The sequence below is a fragment of the Microcoleus sp. A2-C3 genome (assembly GCF_036706065.1).
Taxonomy (GTDB): domain Bacteria; phylum Cyanobacteriota; class Cyanobacteriia; order Cyanobacteriales; family Microcoleaceae; genus Microcoleus.
Genome location: NZ_JAUBVX010000005.1, coordinates 147,518 through 159,721 on the forward strand (window position 1 = coordinate 147,518; position 12,204 = coordinate 159,721).

At 46.4% G+C, this 12,204-nt stretch carries 10 protein-coding genes; 6 read left to right on the forward strand and 4 right to left on the reverse strand.

Going from position 1 to position 12,204, the window contains the following annotated elements; genetic code table 11:
- The first annotated feature begins 44 nt into the window (after positions 1–44).
- On the forward strand, positions 45–2,129 hold the full coding sequence (fusA, locus tag QUB66_RS05230; protein WP_332966607.1) for an elongation factor G: 2,085 nt from the start codon (positions 45–47) through the stop codon (positions 2,127–2,129).
- Between the two features lie 292 nt (positions 2,130–2,421).
- On the forward strand, positions 2,422–3,066 hold the full coding sequence (locus QUB66_RS05235) for a Uma2 family endonuclease (RefSeq protein WP_332966606.1): 645 nt from the start codon (positions 2,422–2,424) through the stop codon (positions 3,064–3,066).
- 34 nt (positions 3,067–3,100) lie between these two features.
- Here QUB66_RS05235 and QUB66_RS05240 read toward each other — a convergent pair whose 3' ends face one another.
- Positions 3,101–4,015 carry a PEP-CTERM sorting domain-containing protein gene (locus QUB66_RS05240; RefSeq protein WP_332966605.1) on the reverse strand — a complete coding sequence of 305 codons (915 nt, stop codon included), beginning with the start codon at positions 4,013–4,015 and terminating at the stop codon, positions 3,101–3,103.
- 421 nt (positions 4,016–4,436) lie between these two features.
- Between QUB66_RS05240 and QUB66_RS05245 the strand changes: the two genes are divergently transcribed.
- Both QUB66_RS05245 and QUB66_RS05250 read left to right on the forward strand, forming a co-directional pair.
- Entirely contained in the window at positions 4,437–5,801 is a 1,365-nt protein-coding gene (locus tag QUB66_RS05245; protein WP_332966604.1) for an NB-ARC domain-containing protein, read from the forward strand.
- A gap of 27 nt (positions 5,802–5,828) precedes the next feature.
- A complete protein-coding gene (locus tag QUB66_RS05250) occupies positions 5,829–6,770 on the forward strand; it encodes a tetratricopeptide repeat protein (RefSeq protein ID WP_332966603.1) in 942 nt (313 codons plus the stop codon).
- Positions 6,771–6,863: 93 nt separating this feature from the next.
- Here the strand turns inward: QUB66_RS05250 and QUB66_RS05255 are convergent, their stop codons facing one another.
- Together QUB66_RS05255 and QUB66_RS05260 are read right to left on the reverse strand one after the other, a co-directional pair.
- Positions 6,864–7,502 carry a Uma2 family endonuclease gene (locus tag QUB66_RS05255; RefSeq protein WP_332966602.1) on the reverse strand — a complete coding sequence of 213 codons (639 nt, stop codon included), beginning with the start codon at positions 7,500–7,502 and terminating at the stop codon, positions 6,864–6,866.
- A 135-nt stretch (positions 7,503–7,637) separates the two neighbouring features.
- Entirely contained in the window at positions 7,638–9,020 is a 1,383-nt protein-coding gene (locus tag QUB66_RS05260) for a UDP-N-acetylmuramoyl-tripeptide--D-alanyl-D-alanine ligase (RefSeq protein WP_332966600.1), read from the reverse strand.
- A 496-nt stretch (positions 9,021–9,516) separates the two neighbouring features.
- On the opposite strand from QUB66_RS05260, the gene QUB66_RS05265 reads away from it, so the two are divergent.
- Together QUB66_RS05265 and QUB66_RS05270 are read left to right on the forward strand one after the other, a co-directional pair.
- Complete coding sequence (locus QUB66_RS05265; RefSeq protein WP_332966598.1) at positions 9,517–10,794, forward strand: hypothetical protein; 1,278 nt, start codon at positions 9,517–9,519, stop codon at positions 10,792–10,794.
- Between the two features lie 286 nt (positions 10,795–11,080).
- Positions 11,081–11,425 carry an RNA recognition motif domain-containing protein gene (locus QUB66_RS05270; RefSeq protein WP_332966596.1) on the forward strand — a complete coding sequence of 115 codons (345 nt, stop codon included), beginning with the start codon at positions 11,081–11,083 and terminating at the stop codon, positions 11,423–11,425.
- 252 nt (positions 11,426–11,677) lie between these two features.
- Here the strand turns inward: QUB66_RS05270 and clpS are convergent, their stop codons facing one another.
- Positions 11,678–11,959: an ATP-dependent Clp protease adapter ClpS gene (clpS, locus tag QUB66_RS05275; protein WP_265233352.1), complete on the reverse strand. Its 282-nt coding sequence runs from the start codon at positions 11,957–11,959 to the stop codon at positions 11,678–11,680.
- Positions 11,960–12,204: the final 245 nt, after the last annotated feature.

Genomic DNA, 12,204 nt, shown 5'->3' on the forward strand with positions numbered 1-12,204 from the left:
AGTTGGTCGCCGACGGTTCGTCGCATTTAATCTCAACGCTAATTATGAAAGATCTCACTCGTTATCGAAATATTGGCATCTTCGCCCACGTAGATGCTGGCAAGACCACCACAACTGAAAGAATCCTGAAACTGACAGGCAAAATCCACAAAATCGGTGAAGTTCACGAAGGCGCGGCGACGACTGACTTCATGGAACAGGAGCAAGAGCGCGGGATTACGATTCAATCCGCTGCTACCACCTGCTTCTGGAACGAGCATCAGCTCAACATCATTGATACTCCAGGACACGTCGATTTTACGATCGAGGTTTACCGTTCGCTGAAGGTTCTCGATGGTGGCATCGGTGTATTCTGCGGTTCGGGTGGAGTTGAACCGCAATCTGAAACTAACTGGCGCTACGCTAACGATTCTAAAGTTGCTCGTATTGTCTACATCAATAAGCTCGATCGCACGGGTGCAGATTTTTACCGAGTTGTCAAGCAAGTCGATAAAGTCCTCGCAGCTAAACCAATGGTAATGGTTTTGCCGATCGGCATTGAAGAAAAGTTTTGCGGCGCGGTAGATTTGCTGACCCGCAAAGCCTGGATCTGGGATGATTCTGGCGATCCGCTGAACTACGAAATTACCGATGTTCCAGCCGATATGGTGGATGATGTTGAGAAATACCGCGAACAGTTGATCGAACTTGCCGTCGAGCAGGACGATCACCTGATGGAACAGTACCTCGAAGGAAACGAGCCGAGTATCGAAGACCTCAAGCGGTGCATCCGCAAGGGTACTCGCGACATGGCATTTTTCCCGACTTACTGCGGCTCGTCGTTTAAGAACAAGTGCGTGCAGTTGGTGCTCAATGCAGTCGTTGACTACCTGCCGAATCCGATGGAAGTCTCGCCACAGCCAGAAGTTGATCTCGATGGCGAGGAAACAGGCAATTTCGCGATCGTCGATCCAGAAGGCCCATTGCGCGCCCTGGCATTTAAAATTATGGACGATCGCTTCGGAGCTTTAACCTTTACCCGCTTGTACTCCGGTAAGATATCCAAAGGCGACACCGTACTCAACACCGCCACAGGCAAGACCGAGCGCATCAGCCGTTTGGTAGAAATGCACGCCAACTCTCGCGAAGAAATTGACTCGGCTCAAGCAGGCGACATTATAGCGATTGTGGGCATGAAGAACGTCCGCACCGGACACACCATCTGCGACCCCAAAAATCCCGCAACCCTAGAGCCAATGGTTTTCCCAGAACCAGTCATCTCCATTTCGGTCAAACCGAAACTCAAAGGAGGCGAAGAAAAGATGGGAGCAGCGCTCACGAAAATGGTGCAAGAAGATCCATCCTTCCACATGGTGACAGACGAAGAAAGCGGCGAAACCATTCTCAAGGGCATGGGCGAACTGCACCTCGACATCAAAGTGGACATTCTCAGACGCACCCACGGTGTCGAGGTAGAAGTTGGCGAACCACAAGTAGCCTACCGCGAGTCGATCACCAAACGCCTCGAAGACAACTACGTCCACAAGAAACAATCTGGTGGTTCAGGTCAATTTGCGAAAATCGGCTATATCGTCGAACCCGGTGAAGTCGGTAGCGGCTTCGTGTTCGAGTCAAAAGTAACTGGCGGTAGCGTACCGAGAGAGTATTGGCCAGCGGTGCAAAAAGGCTTCCAAAGCTGCATCGATGTGGGCGTCTTGGCTGGTTTCCCTTGCTTAGACTTGAAATTCACCCTAGTTGATGGAGGTTTCCACCCGGTTGACTCTTCAGCAATGGCTTTTGAAATTGCAGCCAAAGCCGCCTACCGCCAATCGGTGCCGAAAGCTGGGCCTCAGTTGCTCGAACCGATCATGAATGTCGATGTCTTCACCCCAGACGATCACATGGGTGATGTCATCGGCGACCTCAACCGCCGCCGGGGGATGATGAAATCTCAGGAAACCGGACAAACAGGAGCGCGGATTAAGGCCGACGTGCCCTTGAGCGAAATGTTTGGTTATATTGGCGATTTGCGTACCATGACATCCGGGCGCGGTCAGTTTTCGATGTCTTTCTCGCACTATTCTCCTTGTCCGAGCAACATTGCTGAGGAAGTGATCAAGGATGCGAAAGAGCGCCAAGCTGCTAAGTAGTGTGTTAAGTGCGATGGCTTCGCCCCGGCTTGCGCCTACGAATAGTGGGATGGCTTCGCCCCGGCTTGCGCCTACGTACTCCACGAAAAGATAGCCAGAAACCGGGTTTTTTCCCTAATCTCATCGCTGCGGCGAAGGATTTCGTAAAAAAACCCGGTTTCTTTGATTTTGGTGCGTCCACGACTGTTAAAATTATCTGCGTTGATTTGCGTTTATTTGCGGTTGCGTGCGATCGGCAGAAAATTTATATTTGCTAAAATACAACTAATAATTCAAAACCAGGCAGGTAGCCATGACAGCCACCCTGATTCAAACCCCAACACCCGGAATTCTGCTAAAAAACATTAGCTGGAAAACTTATGAATCCCTGCTGAATGAGTTAGCCCAACAGAGAGGAATTCGCCTGACTTACGATCGCGGAAACTTAGAAATTATGACTCCATCAGCACCCCACGAAAAGTACAAAAAAATCTTGGGACGTTTTGTAGAAAGCGTGAGTGATGAATTGAATGTTGAAATTTGCAGTTTGGGTTCTCTAACTTGCAGGCGCGAGGATTTGGCTCGCGGTTTAGAACCGGATCAGTGCTACTATATCGAAAATGAGGACGTGGTTTGGAACAAAGAACAAATCGATCTCAATCAAGATCCGCCACCAGATTTAGTTGTGGAAATTGACGTTACGAGTAGTTCGATCGATCGCCTTTCTTTATATGCAAGTTTAGGCGTACCGGAAGTTTGGCGCTACGACGGAAATCGTTTAATAATTTATCAGTTGGAAGCACAGGAATATGTAGAAAGAGATGTTTCTCCGACTTTTCCTTTTTTGTCGCAAGTGGAGATGCTGCGGTTTTTGGAATTGAGGAGGACTACCAAGGAAAATGCTTTGATTCGCTTGTTCCGACAGTGGGTGAGGAGTCAAATACAGCAAGGGGAATAGAAGGGCGATCGCGCAGATCGCCCTAACCGCAAAATCACACCGCTAACTTTTGCGGGCGCTTGCGCCACGCAACTATAGCGCCAAATCCTAACAATGTCGCCAATATCGAAGAAGGTTCCGGTACTGCTTCAGTCTCTCCGATAATAGCCATAGCATCATTGTTGCATTCAAGAATTAAAGAAGCAGCATAACTTCCAACTGGCAGCAGAGATTTATCGAACTTAAACCCGATAGTTTGGCTGCCGCGCGCCGGAAGTACGCCGAGAGCAAGTCCAGCAGCCGCCAATTCTGCATCGCCAACCATCGTAATGTCACCAACTTTCTTTCCTGATGCAATTACATTGGGAATGTGATTGTCCGATCGATAAAAATCTGTTGGGCTGCTGTAGGCACTGTAATAAGGATCGTTCCAGGCTAAATCGCCCATTCCAGCCTCAAAACCAGTCTTATTCTGCAACCCGGCATGGTGATTGTGTAGATTCCACCAACCTGCATTTTCTGTAACCACGCTGGTGGCATTCACGCCGCTGTAAACACCTATTCCGGGCATTTTTGAATCATTGTTGGGAGCAAAGCGAATGCCAAATAAGCTATTAGTATCGTTGGCAGCTTTATAGTTTCCCTTGCCTGAGAAATCAAAGAACAAATCTCCCCAACCAATATTGCCATTGCTAACTGGCAGTCCCTCAAGAGTAGGGCCAGTATTTATTCCCGTTAGAGGCATATTAGCACTAATAGCTACCCAAATACTATTGGTGGTCAAATCATCTTTGACAGCCATACCGTAGATTTCATATTCGCTGCCTCCAAGACTGTCGTTGCTGGGGTCGATCGCATAATTCCACCCCAGAGTTAAAGTTCCAGCAACAGCCGTTTGTTTGGCAGTAGTTCCAAAGAAAATGGTTGCTGTCGTAGCAGCGAGAAGAATTGCAGTTTTGAAGATATTCACGGTAGATGTCCTCTCAAGTATACGGATAATTGCTCGAACCAACAGAGAATGCAAGGGGAAGATAAAACTTGCGCGCGGGTGGGCAGAAACGGGGTTTTTCTCGTGCCTACTCGGTTCAAACCCTCAATCTGCGAAAAAACCCGGTTTCTCGGAGTTGAAGTACGCAAGCAGCGAGAGTTTAGCTACCTAGAGTGGAAAGGGCAATGCGGGCGATCGCCTTCCCCAGGACTTATGCAGAGAAACCCGGTTTCTAGGAAAAATATCGGGTTTGGCAGTAAAGTATCTACTCAGACACCGGGTTTATGGCTCTCGGGGCGCAAATCCTGTTCTTATTTGCTCTTAAGTATTTCAGTACACAGCTACACATGACTCTAAATGTGCAAAAATTCTCGTAAGTACACATTTGTGCAAGGTACTAGCGATGAATCAGATAAGTCAGGAGAAGTTTACCAGGGTCTTGAACGGGTTAACTCCCCAACAACAGCGAGTCTTAGGGCCGTTTCTGGAGGGCGAGAGCGATCAAGCGATCGCCCAATCTTTAAAAATTGACGATAATACAGTTAAGCAACACATTAGAGCAATCTGTAAAAAATTTAGACTCTCAGATGAAACTAATAAATATGCTTCAAAAAGAGGTGATTTGAGAGATTTATTTCGCCGTTACAAGCCGGAATTAGTTAGAGAGGTTACTTCGGTTGAGGTTGGCGAGATTGCTGCTACACCAGAATCAAACCCGGATACACCAACACAAGGAACTCGATGCAGGCGGGTGTGGGGACGCGATCGCCTCATAGAACAAATTCTCGATCGCCTCACCGATTTGCAAGAAGCGCCGATACTTTCTCTGACTGGCGGTGCGGGGTACGGCAAAACAGAAGTTGCCAGTCAAGTTGCCAAAATAGCACGCAATAGAAATCTTTTTGCGGACGTGCTTTGGGTAAAAGCAAGAGACACTGAATTGATAGACAGTTGCATTACCCAGTCAGAACGAAATGAGGTGCTTAATTGGAATAGGTTTCTCCATGAAATAGCTCATCAGCTAGATAAATGTCCCACAGAACGAGTTTGCCAGCGCCTTAAAGAAGAAAAACGGCTGATAGTATTAGACAATGCCGAAACTTCGCAAGTCGAGGAGATTGTGACAAATCTGGTGGAAATGCTGAATCCCAGTCGGGTGCTTTTAACCAGCCGCCTGAAAACTAACGCTCCCTTCGTAGGATTGATTGAAATTGAAGGCCTAAACACAGCCTCTTCATATAATTTATTGCAGGATGAAGCAAAATATAAAAACATTCAGGCGCTGTTACAAGCAAGTCCAGCACAACTCGCTCGCGTCCATCATTTATCTCGCGGAGCTCCTCTAGCCTTGCATTTTATCATCGGTCGCGTTTTGGAAGATCGCGCATTAGAACCCGTATTATCAGCATTAGAAGCAGCTAGCGGAGATGTAGAAAAATTTTATGAATTTTCCCTACAAACAGCATGGCAGCGAATTAGCAATTCCAGCAAGAACGTACTCCGTTACATGGGTAATTCTGATGCAGGTGTAACTTGGGAAGAGTTGCTAGGTGCGGGAAGGGTAGAGGAATTAGAATGCCAGCAAGCACGGCGCGAATTGAGACGGTGGTATTTAATTGAAGATGAACTAGATGCAAAAGCAAATCAGCGATATAATTTGCATCCTTGGGTGAGACGCAGTTTGCACGGTAAATTAGTGGATAAGTGGGAGCCATCCCTACAAGAATTGGAACAGATAGTTAAATGGAAATTTGAGATCAGTATTTAAACTGAATAACAACTGGGAAAGGTGATTGTGGCTAAAATCGATCTGGAGATACCTCAAGAAAGGGTAAATGTATTGAGTTTATTGCGACAGTTTGAAATCAAGTGTTCCCGCCAAAACTCGGAAAGCAATCGCTCATTTGATTGGGCTTATCAGCTTTGGGAAAAAAGCAGTGAACAGTTGTGGTTTTTAGGATACTGGAATGATTATTTTAATTGCGGAAATATTGTGCTGAAATCGGCAAAAGCTGTTGGAAATGCTGAGATACAAGCACAGCTTTTAAGCGAATTGGGATGGGTTTGCATGGAATGGGAAGAATTTGCTAAAGCAGAGAAATATTTTCTGGAGTCGCTACAAACCTACGAGTCGATCGCTAATCTAAAACAACAGTGCCGCCTGCTGCGCTATTTAGGTGTGCTGTCACACCGCCAAAGAAAGCTCGATTCAGCTTTGAAATACTACCGTCTGGCTTTGGATATCGCAACGGCTAACTGCACGGTAGCATCTGCTAATGATAACTGGGCTTTTCATGAAGCAGAACTGCCTAATGTTCTGGGAGAATATTATCTCGATCTGCAAGACTTTCCTGCAAGTTATCGCGAACTTAATCTATCCTTAGAAAGATACCGTTCCTTAATAAATAAATATCGCTATTATCAAGCCGATCCGCTGCTTAATTTAGGGCGGTGGCACTTCCTGCAAGGAGACGGCGAGAAAGCAAAACAGTATTATCAAGAATGCCTGCAACTTTGTCAGGAAATGAGCCGCCCTGATACAATGGCTAGCGTACTGCTGAATCTAGCTGAGCTAGCTGAAGCGGAAGGCAATCAAGAAAAGGCGATCGAATTAGCTGCGGAAGCAGAGCAAGTTGCCGGTACTGAAGTCACATCTATACGCGATCGCGCAGCTCGTTTTAGGGAGCAACTACTGAGCCAAAAAAACGCAGCAAAAGGAAAAAGTAAGAAGAAATAAAATTAAGGGTTTCAGTAATAATGAGAAGCCTTAAGTAAAATTCCATCTGGCCATGACAAACTTCTGAAAACTTTATTTAATTTTACTTCAAACTTATTGATTTTGATTAATTTGGCTTTTTACCCAATTCCGAAATGCTTTAACTAATTCTAAATAATCCATTGTTCCCACCTGTTCCAGAAATCTGACAATCTCCAGAATAGCTACACTTGGAAATGCTAAACTGCGATCGCACTCCACATACCCTTGACTCTCCAATCTGTTAATTCTGAGCCGCGAACCATTGTAAATCCACACTTCCGGCACTCCCAGCTCGGCATAAATTTGCAACGTACTGTCGGATCTGCTGGTAATATCAATTTCCACCACTAAATCCGGCGGCGGATCTTGACTCATATCGAGTCTTTTTTTGCCTTTAATTGCACTAACATTCTGGATGTAAAAACATTTGTCTGGTTCTACACCAAGAAGTTCAGGACGTTTGAATGTAGTAGAACCAAGAGGCTCAATTCTCACATCTAATTCTTCTGCTAAGGTTTCAACAAATCGACCCAATACTTCTTTTAAATGTTCATGTTCAGGAGAAGGTGTCATAATTTCCAAATTTCCACGATTATATATTAGCCGGAGTCGCCTATGACTGAGTTCGGCAAGCAAAGTTTCGTAAGTTTGCCAACTGATATTCGATAGCTCGACTATTTGTTCGGGGGCACTGAGAGTTTTAGCAGTCATGGCACTACTTGGGTGAAGAGAGCGATCGCACTTTTAAAGTATATCATATCATCTAAAACATAGGTTCGTAGTGAGGAATTTAGTCCTCTCTTATTTGATGCGGACTGAATTCTTCACTACGAACCACATTACAACTTATTCACCGCCAAAATCAGCGCGAAACTTCTGGACAACTCGATTCAACTCCACCGAATGAGAAGCTTTAAATAAAATACGATCGCCCGCAGCGACAAAATCCATCAAATGCCTACCTAAATCTGCGTGAGAATCCTCCCCCGTAATATCTTCCACCTGCACAAAAGGCAAACCCGCCGCACCCGCAGCCATCGCCGCCGCTTCCTCAAAATCCGCAAAAATAAACAAAGCATCAAGGTTTAAATCTCGCGCCGCATTTCCCACTTGTCGATGAAATTCGATCGCCCTTTCGCCCAACTCCTTCATCGTGCCCAACACCGCAATCCGGCGCTTTCCCGGAGTATCCGCTAACAATCTCAGCGCCGCCAACATCGACTCCAAACCAGCATTATAAGTCTCATCCAGAACCACAACATCCTGCGGTAAATCGTAGCGGCGCGCCCGTCCATCCGGTAACTGCACAGACAAACCTTGCTGTAAAACTTCCCAATCAATACCCAAAACTTTAGCTACTGCCAAAGCCGCCAAATAATTTACAGCATTATGTCGTCCAGCCAATGGCAGCGGCAATTCTATACCTTCTACAGACATGGTATCATTATTAATTAATTCTCCGCACAAATCCCCGCCTTCTAATCCGTAACTTAAAGTTTTCCCCTGCCAAACTTTCGCCGCAGTTGTGATTAATCTGTCAGAATCGTGATTGATAATAGCAATGCTATTAGCAGGCATTTCAGATAACAATTCACACTTAGCTTGGGCGATCGCATCTTCCGAACCCAATCGCCCGATATGCGCCGTTCCTACGTTAGTAATTACGGCCACAGTAGGACGCGCAATTTGTGACAGCAGCGCAATTTCGCCTAGTCCGCGCATTCCCATTTCAATTACAGCATAATTGTGTGATGGCGAAAGCTCTAACAGAGTTTTGGGGACTCCAATTTCATTATTGTAGTTAAATTGAGTTTTAAGAACATTTCCACTGGTTGACAAAACCGCCGCAATTAATTCTTTGGCAGTAGTTTTACCGACAGAACCAGTAACCGCAATTATCGGTATACTGAATTGGTCGCGCCACCAACGGGCGATCGCCTGGTAAGCTTTTAAAGTATCCTCAACCCGCAACAGCGGAAAATCAGGCAATTCAAGCGGCCAATCGCGATCGACTACCGCCGCAATCGCCCCCAAATCACGGGCTTTTGCCACAAATTGATGCCCGTCAAAATTGTCTCCCCGCAGCGCTAAAAATACTTCGCCCCCCTCAATGGTGCGCGTATCTGTGGCAATACCTGTCCCTAAAGCTGTCAGAACGTCCTCAGACAAAGCAGGCAAAAGTACAGTTAAAATTTCAGCAAGTTGAGCGACACTTACGCGACAGACCATATTACCAGCACTCACATTTCAAATCATTATTTTCACAGCTAATCCTACCTCGCCCGACATCCAATTTAACTGACACCAGTTCCAAAAAGAATGCAACTGCTTTCCCCACGATCTAAACTCTGGGAGTCATCAGTCATTCCCATCCCCAATGGTATAAGTGCGCGCTACTGACTAGGATTGACCTTGATACTGGTAATAATAAATCCTCTGACCCCCCAGAAATTATTTAGAACACACCCACAATCTTTATCAAGAATTTACAAAGTTTGTGGTGATTTTAGGCCTTGCTAATTGCAAACAATTCATGTCATGCTGGTGTTGACAAATAGTTTAACTAAGTAAAAAAGATCGATCGGCTTAAGATGCTGACCGCTTCCACCCGTAAGCCTGGGGAGGCGAGAAGCTCGGTTGAGTCAATTCAGGCGCTTCATCTGCCAATTCCCATCTGCCAATGGCGCTTAAAGCTCCTGCCCAATCCTTGGAGGGTTAATCTAAAGTGAACGACTACAACAGACAGAGCCAAGAAGAAGAACAGCTACTTTACAACCACTGGCTGGAGTTGGTACAAGTAGAACAGCCGATCGAACTCATTGACCGTTTTCGCACTTTGTTTATCCACGGTAACGGATATGGCGATCGCACCATCGCTGAAGCACTAGAAAAAATAGCAGCCTCACCATACGCCCAACAAGAATTCAAGTACATCCTCAACCGTTGCTGCCACATCCTGATCAACCGCTGGCAAACATACCCAAGCAAGCAAGCAGCCATCCCAGAATTGATCGCTCTGTTTGAAGAAGCCCCCAAAATATTGGGATACAGTCGATCGCGGGTGGCTCACTCCATCCCCAAATTAGTAAATCAATTTACCGAAAGCGAACAGTACCTCACCCTCCAACGCTTAGCCAAAGTCATCACTCACAGCAATGAAGATAGCAGCAACAGCAAAACCCCCGCCACCCTAGCCCTCGGAACCTTAATTCCCCGATACCCTTACCTCTACAAACACTGCCTCCTCAGCGACGACAGCACCTACGAACAGCAAAAAATCATTAAAAAAATCCAAACTCAAAAGCAACACCGATTTGAAATAGACCTCTCACAATACGTCGCTCACCAAGTGAGAAAAGCCCAAACAGCCCGCCGAGAAACCTCAATGTCCTTCGGTAGGAATATACAAACTATAAAAAACCCGACACTGTTGAGCGACCCGGAATTATTCTTTGCCCTCAAGCAATTTGTCGGAAAAGTAGAAGGAGCCGATACCTACAGACAGCTAGCGGGCCGCTTCATGGCGAACACCAGCACAACTGTGTCCTACAGATCCTTTAAAGACGACTTGTACGAATACCTAATTTCTTCCGTCACTGACGATCGCTACGGCAAACGTCAATTTAACGAAAAACTGTATAAAAAACTACAAAATACCTTTCCCCACAACGATGCTCAGAACTTCAACGAATTTTTAATGATCAGAACTTGCAGCCAGTTATTGAACTTTTTAGTAGTAGAGAGTCCTGCGCGCCCCAACCACTTCGTCTTCATCGACCTAATCTCAAACATCGGGCCCACCCAGACCACAGGTTTGCTGCTGAAAATCGTGCTAATTTGCAGCAAAGTCAAGGCCTACCTAGAAAAGCGGTTGGCAATTTTGTTCGGTCACTACGAATTTTCTACCAGAGAAGGCGTGGTGTGGTTAGTCAAAGCCCTGGAAAACCTGAATCTAGCTTTGAGTACCAATTTCGGCAATCTAGACGTATCTTTCCTGCGGTAGTCGGCCGGCGCCACAACTCTCTCAGATGCCACCTTGCCCCAAACATCACAGGTCAAAATCGGGTTTCTGAATACCCTAAAAAATGGAAATTGAATTAAAACGACTTAATTAACTGCTAAAAGCTACTCAAAAGACGCTATTCTGTGTTAAAATCCCAAGTGTATCAGATTCGGTTGCAGGCTTTGTTCATTGCTACAGAATTGTTTAAAAACTTGCCCTTCTGTATCGGCAGGGGACTCTCCGAAACTGAAATCTTTGCACTGTCTAATTTTTGGAGTTATTCCTCATGTCGATATACGTCGGTAACTTATCCTATCAAGTTACCCAAGAAGACATCACCGCCGTCTTCGCCGAATACGGAACCGTTAAGCGAGTACATCTACCTACCGACAGAGAAACCAGTCGCCCCCGCGGCTTTGGTTTTGTAGAAATGTCAACAGATGCCGAAGAAGATGCAGCAATTGCTGCTCTCGACGGAGCAGAGTGGATGGGTCGCGATCTCAAAGTTAACAAAGCCAAGCCCCGCGAAGATGAAGGCGGCCGGGGCGGCGGCAACCGGGGCGGCGGCGGCCCAGGCAAATTTGGTCGCAGCGGCGGTGGCGGCGGCGGCGGCGGCGGCGGACGTTATTAATTTCCTAATTAATTCCCGAGGATCGAGATTTGAGATTGGAGAGCTGAAATTGGGGATCGAGGCCACCTAGCTTTGAACCACCGTCCGAAAGATTTCCGGCCCGGTTGCTCCCAACCTTTACTCTTTAAGTCTCGCGATCGACCGCATTAAATATACCAAAAAGCCAGGGGACTAACCCCTGGCTTTTTGGTATGAAGATGAGGTTTGAGTCAGAAACAATCTGGGCGAAGCCCTGGGAGTGCCTCTACTGTTTTAATCGTCAGGTTCGATGCTGCTGATCAATCCGTGATTGTTGAGCGTTTCAGCATAAAACTCAGCGTGTTCCAGAGCACAAACAATCACCAATCCCAGTCCATTAGTGTGGGCTTCCATCATCACATTCACAGCCTGTGGCTGAGTCAGACTCGGTACCGTCGCCATCAAAGTCTGCACCACGTACTCCATCGGATTGAAATCATCATTGTGCAGCAGCACGCGGTAGCGTGGTGCAAGCTTGCGGACTGTAGAAGGCTTTTGAATAATTTCGACAGACACTAATCTATACCTCCTGACTTGTAGGATGTTAAAATTTTTGACACTCCCCTACCGTTCGTGGGAGGGGATTCTTCGTTCATAGAGAGAACTTTCTCAGATAGGCTCGCACCTAAAACACTAGAAGTCGAACTGTCAGGAACCCAACTCTAAAGAGATTGGGCTTGCAAGAGAAATCAAGTAAGCCATTCTGACCAGCCTAAGACCTTCGAGGTCTACGTTATTTGGGTCACGACACCCTGTGGATG

Excerpts from the sequence above, each read along its gene's own strand:
- QUB66_RS05270 (WP_332966596.1), top strand. The coding sequence starts at position 11,081 with ATGTCGATATACGTCGGTAACTTATCCTATCAAGTTACCCAAGAAGAC.
- QUB66_RS05255 (WP_332966602.1), bottom strand. The coding sequence starts at position 7,502 with ATGACTGCTAAAACTCTCAGTGCCCCCGAACAAATAGTCGAGCTATCG.
- QUB66_RS05235 (WP_332966606.1), top strand. The coding sequence starts at position 2,422 with ATGACAGCCACCCTGATTCAAACCCCAACACCCGGAATTCTGCTAAAA.
- fusA (WP_332966607.1), top strand. The coding sequence starts at position 45 with ATGAAAGATCTCACTCGTTATCGAAATATTGGCATCTTCGCCCACGTA.
- QUB66_RS05245 (WP_332966604.1), top strand. The coding sequence starts at position 4,437 with ATGAATCAGATAAGTCAGGAGAAGTTTACCAGGGTCTTGAACGGGTTA.
- QUB66_RS05260 (WP_332966600.1), bottom strand. The coding sequence starts at position 9,020 with ATGGTCTGTCGCGTAAGTGTCGCTCAACTTGCTGAAATTTTAACTGTA.